Origin of the sequence: Bacillus sp. HU-1818 (assembly GCF_022695965.1) — a bacterium.
Lineage (GTDB): Bacteria > Bacillota > Bacilli > Bacillales > Bacillaceae > Bacillus > Bacillus atrophaeus.
The window spans coordinates 22,209-37,832 of record NZ_JAAPBE010000009.1 but is presented as its reverse complement, the minus strand read 5'-3'; the positions used below and the strand labels follow the sequence as shown (position 1 = coordinate 37,832).

Annotated in this window: 15 protein-coding genes and 1 pseudogene; all 16 read left to right on the top strand. The window is 43.2% G+C overall.

Annotation, left to right across the window (positions count from 1 at the left end; genetic code table 11):
- Positions 1-171 precede the first annotated feature (171 nt).
- The 16 genes and pseudogenes from veg (at position 172) to GXP75_RS20795 (ending at position 15,548) form a co-directional block, all read left to right on the top strand.
- On the top strand, positions 172-432 hold the full coding sequence (gene veg, locus GXP75_RS20870) for a biofilm formation stimulator Veg (protein WP_003328589.1): 261 nt from the start codon (positions 172-174) through the stop codon (positions 430-432).
- A 160-nt stretch (positions 433-592) separates the two neighbouring features.
- Positions 593-778, top strand: coding sequence for a small, acid-soluble spore protein, alpha/beta type (locus GXP75_RS20865; RefSeq protein ID WP_003328588.1), 186 nt, complete (start codon positions 593-595; stop codon positions 776-778).
- Positions 779-924: 146 nt separating this feature from the next.
- Positions 925-1,794 carry a 4-(cytidine 5'-diphospho)-2-C-methyl-D-erythritol kinase gene (gene ispE, locus GXP75_RS20860; protein WP_003328587.1) on the top strand — a complete coding sequence of 290 codons (870 nt, stop codon included), beginning with the start codon at positions 925-927 and terminating at the stop codon, positions 1,792-1,794.
- Positions 1,795-1,850: 56 nt separating this feature from the next.
- Positions 1,851-2,709: pseudogene (purR, locus tag GXP75_RS20855) on the top strand (pur operon repressor).
- Entirely contained in the window at positions 2,706-3,083 is a 378-nt protein-coding gene (gene ridA / locus GXP75_RS20850) for a 2-iminobutanoate/2-iminopropanoate deaminase (RefSeq protein WP_088116347.1), read from the top strand. Before purR ends, ridA begins: the two are co-directional and overlap by 4 nt.
- A 194-nt stretch (positions 3,084-3,277) precedes the next feature.
- The gene (gene spoVG, locus GXP75_RS20845) at positions 3,278-3,571 is read left to right on the top strand and encodes a septation regulator SpoVG (RefSeq protein ID WP_003328583.1); all 294 of its coding nucleotides are present in this window, start codon (positions 3,278-3,280) and stop codon (positions 3,569-3,571) included.
- 194 nt (positions 3,572-3,765) lie between these two features.
- The gene (gene glmU / locus GXP75_RS20840) at positions 3,766-5,142 is read left to right on the top strand and encodes a bifunctional UDP-N-acetylglucosamine diphosphorylase/glucosamine-1-phosphate N-acetyltransferase GlmU (RefSeq protein WP_242557764.1); all 1,377 of its coding nucleotides are present in this window, start codon (positions 3,766-3,768) and stop codon (positions 5,140-5,142) included.
- A 16-nt stretch (positions 5,143-5,158) separates the two neighbouring features.
- A complete protein-coding gene (locus GXP75_RS20835; RefSeq protein WP_010787401.1) occupies positions 5,159-6,112 on the top strand; it encodes a ribose-phosphate diphosphokinase in 954 nt (317 codons plus the stop codon).
- Positions 6,113-6,194: 82 nt separating this feature from the next.
- On the top strand, positions 6,195-6,812 hold the full coding sequence (locus GXP75_RS20830; protein ID WP_242557763.1) for a 50S ribosomal protein L25/general stress protein Ctc: 618 nt from the start codon (positions 6,195-6,197) through the stop codon (positions 6,810-6,812).
- 101 nt (positions 6,813-6,913) lie between these two features.
- Positions 6,914-7,480, top strand: coding sequence for an aminoacyl-tRNA hydrolase (pth, locus tag GXP75_RS20825; protein ID WP_242557762.1), 567 nt, complete (start codon positions 6,914-6,916; stop codon positions 7,478-7,480).
- Positions 7,481-7,536: 56 nt separating this feature from the next.
- Positions 7,537-7,767 carry an anti-sigma-F factor Fin gene (gene fin, locus GXP75_RS20820; RefSeq protein WP_003328578.1) on the top strand — a complete coding sequence of 77 codons (231 nt, stop codon included), beginning with the start codon at positions 7,537-7,539 and terminating at the stop codon, positions 7,765-7,767.
- Positions 7,768-7,836: 69 nt separating this feature from the next.
- Positions 7,837-11,370: a transcription-repair coupling factor gene (gene mfd / locus GXP75_RS20815; protein WP_242557761.1), complete on the top strand. Its 3,534-nt coding sequence runs from the start codon at positions 7,837-7,839 to the stop codon at positions 11,368-11,370.
- Positions 11,371-11,504: 134 nt separating this feature from the next.
- Positions 11,505-12,041 (top strand): stage V sporulation protein T, encoded by a 537-nt coding sequence (spoVT, locus tag GXP75_RS20810; protein ID WP_061571124.1) that lies wholly within the window; start codon positions 11,505-11,507, stop codon positions 12,039-12,041.
- Positions 12,042-12,225: 184 nt separating this feature from the next.
- Positions 12,226-13,824 (top strand): putative polysaccharide biosynthesis protein, encoded by a 1,599-nt coding sequence (locus tag GXP75_RS20805; protein WP_242557760.1) that lies wholly within the window; start codon positions 12,226-12,228, stop codon positions 13,822-13,824.
- The gene (gene yabN, locus GXP75_RS20800) at positions 13,814-15,301 is read left to right on the top strand and encodes a bifunctional methyltransferase/pyrophosphohydrolase YabN (protein WP_242557759.1); all 1,488 of its coding nucleotides are present in this window, start codon (positions 13,814-13,816) and stop codon (positions 15,299-15,301) included. The genes GXP75_RS20805 and yabN overlap by 11 nt, the downstream gene beginning before the upstream one ends.
- Positions 15,288-15,548: an RNA-binding S4 domain-containing protein gene (locus tag GXP75_RS20795; RefSeq protein WP_242557758.1), complete on the top strand. Its 261-nt coding sequence runs from the start codon at positions 15,288-15,290 to the stop codon at positions 15,546-15,548. Before yabN ends, GXP75_RS20795 begins: the two co-directional genes overlap by 14 nt.
- Positions 15,549-15,624 lie beyond the last annotated feature (76 nt).

Sequence of the window (15,624 nt, the reverse complement as noted above, 5' to 3'; positions counted from 1 at the left end):
ATTTACATAATGATACATAATTTACCGAAACTTGCGGAAAATATCAAAGGAATCCATAGAATTTTGTCAAAATAATTTTGTTGACAATAGCTTATTAACGTTGATATAATTTAAATTTTATTTGACAAAAATGGGCTCTTGTTGTACAATAAGTGTAGTGAGGTGGATGCAATGGCGAAGACGTTGTCCGACATTAAAAGATCGCTTGATGGGAATTTAGGTAAACGGCTGACGTTAAAAGCAAACGGTGGCCGCCGAAAAACGATTGAGCGTTCGGGCATTTTAGCTGAGACGTACCCTTCTGTTTTTGTGATACAATTAGACCAAGACGAGAATTCGTTTGAAAGAGTTTCATACAGTTATGCAGATATTTTGACTGCAACGGTTGAATTACGATTCAATGATGATGCAGCAAGCTCATTGGCATTTTAACGGGCAGTGAATCTTTTGTTCACTGCTTTTTGTTTTGTCTAAAAATGATTTCCCAATAATTTTCTTGAAAGTTTCATCTGATTAAACAAATGATAAAAGGGTCACATGTTTTATCGTGGCGTGCACGAATGGCTATCATCTCTGAAAGGGGCTGTTTCGTTTGGGCAGACGTCGTGGAGTTATGTCAGATGAGTTTAAATATGAGCTGGCGAAAGACCTTGGTTTTTACGACACCGTAAAAAATGAAGGTTGGGGAGGCATTCGTGCTCGTGATGCCGGTAATATGGTTAAGCGGGCAATTGAATTAGCCGAACAGCAAATGGCTCAGAATCAGAATAACCGATAAGGCAGTGGCCCGGGGGACTTTTGTTCCCCGGTTTTTTGAATTCATCATGAATACTTGATTGCCGGCATTATCGGTATATACCTCCTGCTCTTCAAATGTGATACAATGTTCATACTTATGTTTAGATGGAGAAGTAGGTGAAAGCTATGCGTATTTTAGAAAAAGCGCCGGCCAAAATAAATCTGTCACTCGACGTCACGAAAAAGCGCCCGGATGGTTATCATGAAGTAGAAATGATTATGACAACAATCGATCTGGCTGATCGGATTGAACTGACAGAGATTGCTGAGGATGAAGTAAGGGTAGCCTCACACAATCGCTTTGTTCCAGACGACCAAAGAAACTTGGCTTATCAGGCTGCCAAGCTTATCAAAGACAGATACAAGGTGAAAAAAGGAGTTTCCATCATGATCACAAAGGTGATTCCGGTGGCAGCGGGCCTTGCAGGCGGAAGCAGCGACGCAGCGGCTACTCTCAGAGGGCTGAACAGACTGTGGAAATTGAACCTTTCTGTTGAAGAGCTTGCAGAGCTTGGGGCTGAAATCGGATCAGATGTCTCGTTTTGTGTATATGGAGGAACTGCACTTGCGACCGGGCGAGGAGAAAGAATCAGACATATTAGTGCGCCTCCGCACTGCTGGGTAATTCTTGCGAAGCCGACTGTAGGTGTGTCCACAGCAGAAGTATATAGGCAATTAAAGCTTGATAAAGTAGAGCACCCGGACGTAAACGGCATGATTGAGGCCATTGAAGAAAAGAGTTTTCAGAAGGTATGCGGCCAGTTGGGAAATGTGCTGGAATCCGTAACGCTTGATATGCATCCGGAAGTGGCTATGATTAAAAATCAAATGAAGCGGTTTGGGGCAGATGCCGTTTTAATGAGCGGCAGCGGGCCGACTGTTTTCGGGCTGGTTCAGTATGAATCAAAGGTGCAAAGAATATATAACGGGTTAAGAGGTTTCTGTGACCAGGTTTATGCTGTCAGAATGATCGGCGAACAGAATGCCCTTGATTAAATCCGTATATTAAGTTATATTATTTTTAAAATTATTCGGATTTTGGGGGTAAGTTCATGAAGTTTCGTCGGAGCGGCAGATTGGTGGACTTAACAAATTATTTGTTAACCCATCCGCACGAATTAATACCATTGACCTTTTTTTCGGAAAGGTATCAATCTGCAAAATCATCTATCAGTGAAGATTTAACAATTATTAAACAAACCTTTGAGCAGCAAGGAATCGGTACATTGCTCACTGTTCCGGGAGCTGCTGGAGGAGTCAAATATATTCCAAAGGTCAAGCATGCTGAAGCGGAAGAGTTTGTGCAGACACTTGGACAGTCATTAGTGAACCCTGAGCGTATCCTCCCGGGCGGTTATTTATATTTAACGGATATCTTAGGAAAACCATCTGTTCTTTCTAAAGTAGGGAAGCTGTTCGCTTCTGTATTTGCGGAAAGGGATATAGATGTTGTCATGACAGTTGCAACAAAAGGCATTCCGCTTGCTTATGCAGCTGCAAGCTTTCTTAATGTTCCTGTCGTTATCGTACGAAAAGATAATAAAGTAACCGAAGGGTCGACAGTCAGCATTAACTATGTTTCTGGCTCTTCTAATCGTATTCAAACCATGTCTCTCGCGAAAAGAAGTATGAAAACGGGTTCAAACGTTTTGATTATTGACGACTTTATGAAAGCGGGCGGCACGATTAATGGTATGATTAACCTGTTGGATGAGTTCAATGCCAATGTAGCGGGGATCGGTGTCTTGGTTGAAGCTGAAGGAGTAGATGAACGTCTCGTAGATGAGTATATGTCTCTTCTTACTCTTTCAAAAATCAACATGAAAGATAAATCAATTGAGATTCAAAATGGCAATTTTCTGCGTTTTTTTTAAAGAAAACCTTTTAAAGAATGGGGAGACAGAAAAATGACAAAAGCAGTCCACACAAAACATGCACCAGCAGCGATAGGACCGTATTCTCAAGGAATTATTGTCAATAATATGTTTTACAGTTCAGGCCAGATTCCCTTGACTGCCGCCGGCGAAATGGTAAACGGTGACATTACTGAGCAAACTCATCAAGTATTCAGCAACCTGAAAGCAGTTTTAGAAGAGGCGGGCGCTTCTTTTGAAACAGTTGTGAAAGCTACCGTATTTATCGCTGATATGGAACAGTTTGCTGAAGTTAATGAAGTATACGGACAATACTTCAACACTCACAAACCGGCCAGATCTTGCGTTGAAGTAGCCAGACTCCCTAAGGACGCGTTAGTGGAGATTGAAGTAATTGCGTTAGTTAAATAACACAGAAAAAAGTGATTCTGAGCGCTCAGGATCACTTTTTTATTTATTTTATGCCGGGATAACAGCGGTATGACCTATTTGTGCAATATTATCCTATATTTTCAAAAAATATTTTTGAATTAAGCAGGAATTTAAAAAGAATCGTGGAATTGTTAGACTAATGCTTTTATATAGGGAAAAGGTGGTGAACTACTGTGGAAGTTACTGACGTAAGATTACGCCGCGTGAATACCGATGGTCGCATGAGAGCGATTGCATCCATCACGCTGGATCACGAATTTGTCGTACATGATATTCGTGTGATTGATGGAAACAATGGTCTTTTCGTTGCGATGCCGAGTAAACGCACCCCTGATGGAGAGTTCCGCGATATTGCTCATCCCATTAATTCTAGCACACGTGGAAAGATTCAAGATGCTGTGTTAAATGAGTACCATCGTTTGGGTGACACTGAAGCATTAGAATATGAAGAAGCTGGGGCTTCTTAATAAAATAACAAACAGCAAGGACTGCTTAGACGGCTGATCAAAGGGCCTCTATTTAGCGGTCCTTTTTTAATTCTGATTTTTCAATCATAAACCCGCTACATAGAAAATTCTTGCACTTAATGAAGTCTCCTTGAAATCAACGCATATTTAGGATATATTTTTCTATGGATAAAAGGGATATTGGAGGCCATTAAATGGATAAGCGGTTTGCAGTTGTTTTAGCGGCTGGACAAGGCACGAGAATGAAATCAAAGCTTTATAAAGTCCTTCATCCAGTTTGCGGTAAGCCTATGGTGGAGCATGTTGTAGACGAAGCTCTCAAATTATCTTTAGCTAAGCTTGTTACCATTGTCGGACACGGAGCCGAAGATGTGAAGAAGCAGCTCGGAGAAAAAAGCGAGTATGCGCTTCAAGCCGAACAGCTTGGAACAGCCCATGCTGTCAAACAGGCAAAACCTTTTCTTACAGGTGAAAAAGGAGTTACCATTGTTATATGCGGAGATACACCGCTTTTAACTGCAGAGACAATGGAAGCAATGCTGAAGGAACATAAAGAAAAAGACGCAAAAGCAACGATTCTGACCGCTGTAGCAGATGATCCGGCCGGATACGGACGCATCATCCGAAGTGAAAGCGGAGCGGTTCAAAAAATCGTGGAACATAAAGACGCTTCAGATCAGGAACGTCTTGTGAAAGAAATCAATACCGGAACGTATTGTTTTGATAACGAGGCTCTTTTTCGTGTCATCGAACAGGTTTCCAACGACAACGTGCAGGGCGAATATTACCTTCCTGATGTCATTGAAATTCTTAAAAATGAAGGCGAAACTGTTGCTGCTTACCAGACTGGTAATTTCCAAGAAACGCTCGGAGTTAATGATAGAGTCGCTCTTTCTCAGGCAGAATTGTTTATGAAACAGCGGATTAATAAATGGCATATGCAAAACGGCGTAAGCCTGATTGATCCGATGAACACATATATCTCCCCGGAAGCCGTCATCGGAAGCGATACTGTAATCTATCCCGGAACCGTGATCAAAGGTCGGGTTCAAATCGGAGAAGATTCAACCATCGGTCCTCATTCAGAGATTGAGAACAGCTCAATCGGCAGCCGCACTGTTATTAAACAATCAGTTGTCAATAACAGTAAAGTTGGGAATGATGTCAATATAGGCCCGTTCGCTCACATCAGACCGGAATCGACTATCGGTAACGAGGTAAAGATCGGCAATTTTGTTGAGGTTAAGAAAACTCAATTCGGAGACCGAAGCAAGGCTTCTCATTTAAGTTATGTCGGTGATGCTGAAGTAGGCGCGGATGTGAATCTGGGCTGCGGATCAATTACTGTTAATTATGATGGGAAAAATAAATTTTTGACGAAAATTGAAGACGGCGCCTTTATTGGCTGCAACTCCAATTTAGTCGCTCCTGTTACAGTCGGAAAAGGCGCGTATGTAGCTGCCGGCTCAACGGTAACGGAGGATGTGCCTGGCAAAGCGCTTGCCATTGCCAGAGCAAGACAAGTAAATAAAGATGACTATGTGAAAAAAATTCATAAAAAACAATCCTAAAATCGGAGGTTTATCCATGTCTAATCAATACGGAGATAAGAATTTAAAGATTTTTTCTTTGAATTCTAATCCAGAGCTTGCAAAAGAAATTGCGGATAATGTTGGAGTTCAGTTAGGGAAGTGCTCTGTTAAAAGATTTAGCGACGGCGAAGTCCAAATCAATATTGAAGAAAGTATTCGCGGATGCGACTGCTATATCATTCAATCTACAAGTGACCCGGTGAATGAGCATATCATGGAGCTGCTGATTATGGTAGACGCGCTAAAACGCGCTTCTGCGAAAACCATTAATATCGTCATTCCATATTACGGATACGCTCGCCAGGACAGAAAGGCAAGAGCGCGTGAACCGATCACGGCTAAGCTTTTTGCGAATCTGCTTGAAACTGCCGGTGCGACCCGTGTCATCGCGCTTGACCTTCATGCGCCGCAGATCCAAGGTTTCTTCGATATACCGATTGACCACTTAATGGGTGTTCCGATTTTAGGAGAATATTTTGAAGGCAAGAACCTTAAGGATATCGTGATCGTTTCTCCTGACCATGGCGGAGTGACACGTGCGCGCAAGCTTGCAGACCGATTGAAAGCGCCAATTGCGATTATTGATAAACGCCGTCCGAGACCAAACGTGGCGGAAATCATGAATATTGTCGGTAACATTGAAGGCAAAACAGCTATTCTTATTGATGATATTATCGATACTGCGGGTACAATTACGCTTGCCGCTAATGCGCTTGTTGAAAACGGGGCGGAAGAAGTGTATGCGTGCTGTACACACCCTGTATTATCCGGCCCTGCTGTTGAACGGATCAATAACTCAAGAATCAAGGAGCTTGTTGTGACAAACAGCATCAAACTTCCTGAAGAAAAGAAAATTGAGCGATTCAAGCAGCTTTCTGTAGGACCGCTTTTGGCAGAAGCCATTATCCGCGTTCACGAAAAGCAATCTGTCAGCTTTTTATTCAGCTAATTCGGCCGCCGATGTTTAAATCCTAATCGTTATGGGTATTGTTCTATTAGGACGAGAAAACGATAATAGGATGGTGCTGAATATGGCAACTTTAAAAGCAAAAGAAAGAACGGATTTTAAACGTTCATCTCTTCGAAAAATCCGTACTTCAGGACATGTTCCAGGTATTATATATGGTAAAGAAACGACAAACACACCCGTCTCCCTAGACAGTATAGAACTTATTAAAACACTGCGGGATGAAGGGAAAAACACGATTATTACGATTGACATCGACGGCAAGAAACATGCCGTGATGGTGTCTGAGCTTCAAACTGACCCGCTAAAAAACGAAGTCACTCACGCTGATTTTCAAGTTGTGAATATGAGTGAAGACATTGAAGTAGATGTTCCTATTCATTTGACTGGAGAATCAGTCGGAGTAAAAGAGGGAGGCGTATTGCAGCAGCCGCTGTATGAGCTTTCTGTAAAAGCTAAGCCAAAAGCGATACCGCAATCCATTGAGGCGGATATATCCGGTCTTGATATTAACGATGTGTTGACGATTGCAGACTTATCAGCTAACGGCGAATACTCCTTTAATCATGAGTCAGATGAAGTGGTGGCTTCTATTCTTCCGCCTCAGCAGCAAGAAGCGGCTGAAGGGGAGGAAGAGGAACAGACGGGCGGTCAGCCTGAAGGCGAAGGCGAAAATCAATAATGGCTTAAGGCGTAACCCTCCCGCGGTTACGTCTTTTGTGCTAGAATGAGAAGAATTATAGCTCGCCTGCGCGGGCTTACGTAACTAAGGGAGGATTCGCCATGCTTGTGCTTGCCGGTCTGGGAAACCCGGGAAAGAATTATGAAAATACGCGACACAATGTGGGCTTTATGACAATAGACGAGCTCGCAAAGGAATGGAATATTGAGCTGAATCAGACTAAATTTAATGGTTTGTACGGAACCGGATTTGTTTCCGGGCAAAAGGTTCTACTTGTTAAACCGCTTACATATATGAATTTATCAGGAGAATGTTTGAGGCCGTTGATGGATTATTATAATGTGGGAAATGAAGAACTAAAAGTGATTTATGATGATCTGGATCTGCCGGCAGGTAAAATTCGTTTACGGACGAAAGGCAGCGCCGGGGGGCATAACGGCATTAAGTCGCTCATTCAGCATTTAGGCACGTCTGAATTCGACCGAATCCGAATCGGAATCGGACGTCCTGTAAATGGTATGAAAGTAGTTGACTATGTGTTAGGAGCCTTCACAAAAGAAGAAGCGCCTGCCATCGATGAAGCGATTTCAAAATCAGTAAAAGCTTGTGAGGCTTCATTAAGCAAACCGTTTTTAGAGGTAATGAACGAATTTAACGCGAATGTATAAGATAAATAATCGAAGCCCATACTAGCTGAAAACGACTTTATCAGGAGGTTCGGCGTATGGCTTTGCATTATTACTGCCGACATTGCGGCGTCAAAGTAGGAAGCCTTGAACAATCACTCGTCACAACGGATTTACTTGGATTTCATCACTTAACAAATGAGGAAAGAAACGATATGATTTCTTATAAAGATAATGGAGATGTCCATGTTCTTACAATTTGTGAAGACTGCCAAGAGGCTCTTGAACGAAATCCGCATTTTCATGAATATCAAACATTTATTCAATAAAAAGCTTTGGTGTAGACACTAGACCAAAGCATTTTTCTGTTCTTAAAGGAAACAGAGAGGAGGGGCCATATGGATAACATTCAAACCTTTATTAAAGAAAGCGATGACTTTAAATCCATCGTAAACGGTTTACACGAGGGTTTAAGGGAACAACTGCTCGCGGGTCTGTCAGGTTCCGCGCGGTCTGTGTTTACTTCCGCCCTTTCGGAGAAAATCAATCAGCCCATTTTTTTGATCACGCATAATCTGTATCAAGCCCAGAAAGTAACGGAAGACTTGACTGCTCTCCTGGAGGATCAGTCTGTTCTTTTGTACCCGGTCAATGAACTGATTTCTTCTGAAATTGCAGTGGCAAGCCCTGAACTGCGTGCACAGCGTCTTGACGTTATCAACAGATTGACGGCTGGTGAAACGCCGATTGTCGTTGCTCCTGTGGCAGCGGTCAGAAGAATGCTTCCGCCCGTCGATGTCTGGAAAAACAGCCAAATGACAATTACAACTGGTGAAGATATAGAGCCGGATCAGCTGTCCGCACGCCTTGTAGAAGTGGGGTACGAGCGTTCCGATATGGTTTCTGCACCCGGTGAATTCAGTATTCGCGGCGGAATAATAGATATTTACCCATTAACAGCTGAACATCCGGTACGGATCGAATTATTTGATACAGAAGTTGATTCTATCCGCACCTTTAATTCAGATGATCAAAGGTCAATTGAAACGCTTACTTCCGTCAATATCGGTCCGGCGAAAGAACTGATTATCCGAGCGGAGGAAAAAGCCCGTGCGATTGAAAAAATAGATAAAGGGCTTGCTGCCAGCCTGAAAAAGGTAAAGGCGGATAAACAAAAAGAGATTCTCCACATGAATATTTCTCATGATAAAGAGCGTCTATCAGAAGGCCAAACAGATCAGGAGTTAGTGAAGTATCTCTCGTATTTTTATGAAAAACCTGCTAGTTTGCTAGATTACACTTCGCCTGACACCCTTCTTTTGTTAGATGAAGTCAGCCGAATTCACGAAATGGAAGAGCAGCTTCAAAAAGAAGAAGCAGAATTTGTGACGAATCTTTTAGAGGAAGGGAAGATTCTGCATGACATCAGTCTGTCCTTCAGCTTCCAAAATCTAGTGTCCAAACAGCAGCGGCCTATTTTATACTATTCTTTATTTTTGCGCCACGTACAGCATACGAGCCCGCAAAACATCGTCAATGTATCCAGCAGACAAATGCAAAGCTTCCATGGCCAAATGAATGTCCTTGCAAGTGAAATGGAACGATTCAAAAAATCAAATTTCACAGTGGTATTTTTAGGGGCAAATAAGGAGCGGACAGAAAGACTTTCGTCTGTGCTTGCTGATTATGAAATAGAAGCCGCTATGATTGATAACAAAAAAGCCCTTGCTCAAGGACAGGTGTATGTCATGGAGGGCGAGCTTCAGTCAGGATTTGAACTGCCGCTGATGAAGCTTGCGGTCATCACAGAAGAAGAATTATTTAAAAATCGCATAAAAAAGAAGCCGAGAAAACAAAAGCTTACAAACGCAGAACGAATCAAAAGCTATTCAGAGCTTCAGGTCGGCGATTATGTCGTTCATGTGAATCACGGGATCGGTAAGTATTTAGGAATTGAAACCCTTGAAATCAATGGAATCCATAAAGATTATTTAAACATTCATTATCAAGGCAGCGACAAGCTCTACGTACCCGTTGAACAAATTGACCAAGTCCAAAAGTATGTCGGTTCAGAGGGGAAAGAGCCGAAGCTTTACAAATTGGGCGGCAGTGAATGGAAGCGCGTAAAGAAAAAAGTAGAAACCTCTGTTCAGGATATTGCTGACGATCTCATCAAGCTTTACGCAGAAAGGGAAGCGAGCAAAGGCTACGCCTTCTCTCCTGACCATGAAATGCAGCGCGAATTCGAATCAGCCTTCCCTTATCAAGAAACGGAAGACCAGCTGCGTTCTATAAATGAAATCAAAAAGGATATGGAAAGAGAACGGCCGATGGACCGCCTGCTGTGCGGAGATGTAGGTTACGGTAAAACAGAGGTCGCCATACGTGCGGCGTTTAAAGCAATTGCAGATGGCAAGCAGGTTGCATTACTCGTGCCGACAACTATATTGGCCCAGCAGCACTATGAAACGATTATGGAACGATTCCAAGACTATCCGCTTACGGTTGGTCTGCTCAGCAGATTCCGGACGAGAAAAGAAGCGAACGAGACGATTAAAGGTTTGAAAAACGGAACTGTTGATATGGTGATCGGGACCCACCGCCTTTTATCAAAGGATGTCGTGTACAAGGATTTAGGCTTACTCATCATAGATGAGGAGCAGCGTTTTGGCGTGACGCATAAGGAAAAAATCAAACAAATCAAAGCAAATGTTGATGTATTAACATTAACGGCGACACCGATCCCAAGAACATTGCATATGTCTATGCTCGGGGTAAGGGATTTATCTGTTATCGAAACACCGCCTGAAAATCGTTTTCCTGTGCAGACGTACGTTGTTGAATATAACGGAGCTCTTGTAAGAGAAGCGATTGAACGGGAATTGGCCCGAGGAGGCCAGGTATATTTCTTATATAATCGTGTCGATGACATCGAGCGGAAAGCGGATGAGATTTCCATGCTTGTCCCTGACGCCAAAGTGGCTTATGCCCATGGGAAAATGACAGAAAATGAATTAGAGAGTGTCATGCTTAATTTCCTGGAAGGGGAATCAGACGTTCTTGTCAGCACCACTATTATCGAGACAGGCGTGGATATACCGAATGTGAACACCCTTATTGTGTTTGACGGCGATAAGATGGGCCTCTCCCAGCTCTACCAGCTCCGGGGGCGTGTCGGCCGTTCCAATCGCGTAGCTTACGCTTATTTCACATACCGCAGAGACAAAGTGCTGACGGAAGTAGCGGAAAAACGGCTTCAAGCCATTAAAGAATTTACGGAGCTTGGATCAGGTTTTAAAATCGCAATGCGTGACTTGACGATTCGCGGAGCCGGCAATCTTCTTGGCGCTCAGCAGCACGGATTTATTGATTCAGTCGGTTTTGATCTTTATTCGCAAATGCTTAAGGAAGCAATTGAAGAGCGCAGAGGAGACACGTCAAAATCCGAGCAATTTGAAACCGAAATTGACGTGGAACTTGATGCATATATTCCGGAAACCTATATACAAGACGGAAAACAAAAAATAGATATGTATAAACGCTTTAGATCAGTCGCAACACTTGAAGAAAAAAATGAGCTTCAAGATGAAATGATTGACCGATTTGGAAATTATCCGAAAGAAGTGGAATACTTATTTACCGTCGCTGAAATGAAGGTTTACGCAAAAAATGAGCGGGTCGAATTGATTAAGCAGGACAAAGATGCGGTCAGATTTACAATTACTGAGTCTGCGAGTGCCGAAATTGACGGTCAGAAATTGTTCGAGCTGGGAAATAAATACGGCAGACAAATCGGACTGGGAATGGAAGGTAAAAAATTAAAAATCTCCATTCAAACCAAAGGCAGAAAAACAGACGAATGGCTGGAAACCGTACTCGGAATGCTAAAAGGCCTCAAAAAAGTAAAAAAACAAACCATTGCTTCATCATAAATTTTGTTACTCTCTGGTGTATATTACATTTGATGTGACGGATACTAATTTCAAGCGAGGCGGAAGGTACATAAAGTAGACAGCTTTAGGTCTTTCCCATATATATCATCAAATGAAAGAGAGGCACCAGAGAGATGAAAGCAACCGGTATCGTACGTCGTATTGATGATTTAGGACGGGTCGTCATCCCTAAAGAAATCCGAAGAACTTTAAGAATCAGGGAAGGTGATCCGCTCGAAATTTTTGTTGATCGTGATGGAGAAGTCATTTTAAAGAAATACTCTCCTATCAGCGAGCTTGGAGACTTTGCAAGAGAATACGCAGACGCACTTTATGACAGTCTTGGGCATTCTGTATTGATTTGTGACCGTGATGTATTTATCGCAGTCTCAGGCAGTTCCAAAAAGGACTATATGAACAAATCAATAAGCGAATTGCTTGAGAAGTCCATGGATCAGCGCAGCTCCGTTGTAGAGAGTGATGTCAAGTCAGCGCAGCTTCTTGATGGCATTGATGAAGACATGAATTCTTATACCATCGGCCCAATTGTGGCAAATGGCGATCCAATTGGAGCTGTGGTCATTTTTTCAAAGGATCAATCATTGGGTGAGGTAGAACATAAAGCTGTAGAAACGGCAGCCGGTTTTCTCGCTCGTCAAATGGAACAGTAGGTCTTATACCATTTACTGAAACCAATACATTCTTAAGCGATGATAGAACAGCTCACATATGTGCTGTTCTTTTTCATATGGTTGAAAAAGGATTCCAAGCCTGGGGATATGTTATAATAAGCTCGTTTTTATCCGTTTTAACAGAGAACCATTAAGGTCCCCTGCAAGTGGAAGGAGCTTTTGGATGAATGATTCAATAGACGTCAAACGGCATCAGATGTGGCAAGGGGCTTTTGTTTTAGTATTCGCGGGTGTGATGACCAAGATACTAAGCGCCGTTTACAGAGTCCCATTTCAAAACATTGTCGGCGATGTTGGATTTTATATATATCAGCAGGTGTATCCTTTTCTCGGTATCGCGGTTATGCTTTCAACATCAGGATTTCCGGTCATTATATCAAAGCTGATGAATGATTATGGTGAAAAAAACAGCGGCAAAATATTAAAAATAGCCGCGTTGTTTTTATCATCAGTCGGTTTGATCTTGTTTATCCTTCTATATGCGGGCGCGGTTCCGATAGCGCAGTTTATGGGAGACATTCAGCTCGCTTTGTTAATACAAGTAGCGGCATTTGCCTTTCTCCTGTTTCCGTTCGCTGCCCTTTTAAGGGGCTATTTTCAAGGGATCAGCTACATGCTGCCATCGGCGTTATCACAAATTTCAGAACAGCTTTTGCGTGTTGCAGTTTTGCTCGGATTGTCATTTTGGATTGTGAAAGAAGGGTACTCTCTCTACGCCGCGGGTGCGGCCGCGGCCTCCGGCTCGCTTGCCGGAAGTATGGCGGCGCTCTTTTTATTAGGCTTATTTTGGTTTAAAGCGAAGAAAGTCGAACATAAGAACTCACAAGAATTAGATGTGGTCGGAACAACTGCAATCATAAAAAAATTGCTGCTTTATTCCGTGACAATTTGTGTCAGCAGTTTGCTTTTGATTTTGATCCAGCTGGTGGATGCTCTAAACTTGTATGCATTGCTGTCATACGGATTAGCGGACGAAGAAGCAAAGCGGCTTAAAGGTATTTATGATCGCGGCCAGCCTCTTATTCAGCTCGGAACCGTTTTTGCCGTAAGCATTGCGGCATCTTTGGTACCGTATATATCAAAGGCTGTAAAAGAAAAGGAAATGTCGTTATTAAAGGAAAAGATAACGTCCTCGTTAAAGCTTTCTCTTGTCATCGGAGCTGGGGCGTCAGCAGGGCTTATTTGTATACTTGAACCTGTCAATATGATGCTGTTTCGGAATACCGAAGGAACAGCGGCCTTGCAGATTTTCAGCTGTTCTATCTTTTTTACTTCTATTGCCGTGACCGCTGCAGCTGTTTTGCAGGGAGCGGGAAATACAATATTTCCCGCCATCTCGGTCTGTGCGGGAATAGCGGCCAAATGGATATTGAATTCCGTTCTGGTGCCGAGCTGCGGTATTGAAGGCGCGTCGCTTGCAACAGTCATTTCTTTTGCGGCAGTCGCCGGGCTCAATCTGTTTCGTTTATGGCAAAAAGGGTGGCTGAAAAATCTGGGAAGCTCCATTTTTCCGCTTCTTAGCTCAGTGCTTTTGATGTCAGTGGTCCTGTTCGCGTATCTGAATATCTGTTCTTTGGTTTTCCCTGAGGCAGGAAGGGGAATAGCCGCTGTTGAGAGTTTATCGGCAGTAGCCATTGGTGGCGCTGTGTTTATTTATTGTATGATGAATATGAATATATTTACGGACGAAGAGCTGAACAGCGTGCCTTTTGGCAGCAAGTTGAGCAAATTCAAAAGAAGGAGAGAAAAAAATGGCGGGTAATATTACAGTCGTCGGTCTCGGGGCCGGCGATATGGACCAGTTGACTCTGGGCGTACATAAGCTGCTGACAAAGGCTGAGGCTCTCTATATCAGAACAAAAGACCACCCCCTGATCGAAGAATTGGAAAAGGAAACGGGCTACATTCGGTTTTTTGACGACATTTACGAAAAGCACGGCCAGTTTGATGCGGTATACGAAGAAATTACAGACATCCTGTTTGCGGAAGCAGCACATCAAGACATCGTTTATGCCGTGCCGGGTCACCCCTTTATGGCTGAAAAAACCGTCCAGCTGCTGGTTGATCGGCAGGAGGAAAAACAAGTGAAGGTAACCGTCGCCGGAGGCCAAAGCTTTCTTGACGCTACGTTTAACGCGCTGAAGATAGACCCGATTGAAGGGCTTCAATTCGTTGATGCGGGAGCCCTAACGCCTGATGAGCTGGAGCTGCGTCATCACTTAATTATCTGTCAGGTATACGATCAGATGACAGCCTCAGAAGTGAAATTGACATTGATGGAAAAGCTTCCGGACGATTATGAGGTCGTGATTGTCACTGCGGCGGGAAGCCGTCAGGAAATGATACAAACCGTCCCTCTGTACGAGCTTGACCGCAGCGTCGAAATTAATAATTTAACAAGTGTTTATGTTCCGCCGATTAAAGAAGAGAAGCTCCTTTACCAAGAGTTCTCCGCGTTCCGCAGAATCATTCGGGAACTGCGCGGACCGGACGGCTGTCCATGGGATAAAAAACAGACTCACCAAACGTTAAAACAATACATGATCGAAGAATGCTACGAGCTTCTGGAAGCGATTGATGAAGAAGACACTGACCATATGATTGAAGAGCTTGGGGATGTCTTGCTTCAAGTGCTCCTCCACGCACAAATCGGTGAAGATGAGGGATACTTTACGATAGATGATGTCATAAGAGAGATCAGCGCAAAAATGATCAGAAGACATCCGCACGTGTTTAAGGATGTTAAGGTTCAGGACGAGACCGACGTATTAGCCAACTGGGAAGAGATAAAAAAAGCTGAAAAACCAACGTCAGAAGCATCGTTATTAGATACCGTGCCAAAAACACTCCCATCCCTTTCTAAAGCGGCAAAGCTTCAGAAAAAAGCTGCGAAAGTCGGATTTGATTGGGACGACGTCGGCGACATCTGGGAAAAAGTCAATGAAGAAATGAAGGAGTTCTCCTCCGAGGTTTCCGAGAACGTTCCTCATGAGCATAGCTTAAAGGCTGAATTTGGAGATGTTTTGTTCGCACTGGTCAATGTAGCGCGCTACTATACAATAGAACCGGAAGAAGCGCTTGCAATGACGAATGACAAGTTCCGCCGGCGATTCTCGTATATTGAGCAAACAGCAAAATCAAAAGGAATAGAGCTGTCGGACATGTCGCTTGAAGACATGGACAAATTGTGGAATGAAGCAAAAGAAACTGAGAGGAGATCAGAACATGAGACTCGATAAATTTTTAAAAGTATCCCGGCTGATCAAACGCCGTACCTTGGCAAAGGAAGTTGCTGATCAAGGAAGAATTTCCATTAACGGAAACCAGGCAAAAGCAAGTTCTGATGTCAAAGCGGGAGATCAATTAGAAGTTCGCTTCGGCCAAAAACTCGTTACCGTTCAAGTCAATGAATTGAAAGACACGACTAAAAAAGAAGAGGCCGCCAATATGTACACGATTCTGAAGGAAGAAAAACTCGGCGGATAGGCTTGTTCTAAACAATTCCCCCGCCTCATACAATGCAGTAATAATGCTAAAAGTATCGAGGATATGGGGGCTGGAT

Coding starts and splice junctions, on each gene's coding strand:
- ridA (WP_088116347.1), top strand. CDS start 2,706: ATGACAAAAGCAGTCCACACAAAACATGCACCAGCAGCGATAGGACCG.
- GXP75_RS20795 (WP_242557758.1), top strand. CDS start 15,288: ATGAGACTCGATAAATTTTTAAAAGTATCCCGGCTGATCAAACGCCGT.
- GXP75_RS20805 (WP_242557760.1), top strand. CDS start 12,226: ATGAATGATTCAATAGACGTCAAACGGCATCAGATGTGGCAAGGGGCT.
- mfd (WP_242557761.1), top strand. CDS start 7,837: ATGGATAACATTCAAACCTTTATTAAAGAAAGCGATGACTTTAAATCC.
- yabN (WP_242557759.1), top strand. CDS start 13,814: ATGGCGGGTAATATTACAGTCGTCGGTCTCGGGGCCGGCGATATGGAC.
- pth (WP_242557762.1), top strand. CDS start 6,914: ATGCTTGTGCTTGCCGGTCTGGGAAACCCGGGAAAGAATTATGAAAAT.
- GXP75_RS20835 (WP_010787401.1), top strand. CDS start 5,159: ATGTCTAATCAATACGGAGATAAGAATTTAAAGATTTTTTCTTTGAAT.
- ispE (WP_003328587.1), top strand. CDS start 925: ATGCGTATTTTAGAAAAAGCGCCGGCCAAAATAAATCTGTCACTCGAC.
- veg (WP_003328589.1), top strand. CDS start 172: ATGGCGAAGACGTTGTCCGACATTAAAAGATCGCTTGATGGGAATTTA.
- fin (WP_003328578.1), top strand. CDS start 7,537: ATGGCTTTGCATTATTACTGCCGACATTGCGGCGTCAAAGTAGGAAGC.
- spoVT (WP_061571124.1), top strand. CDS start 11,505: ATGAAAGCAACCGGTATCGTACGTCGTATTGATGATTTAGGACGGGTC.
- glmU (WP_242557764.1), top strand. CDS start 3,766: ATGGATAAGCGGTTTGCAGTTGTTTTAGCGGCTGGACAAGGCACGAGA.
- GXP75_RS20830 (WP_242557763.1), top strand. CDS start 6,195: ATGGCAACTTTAAAAGCAAAAGAAAGAACGGATTTTAAACGTTCATCT.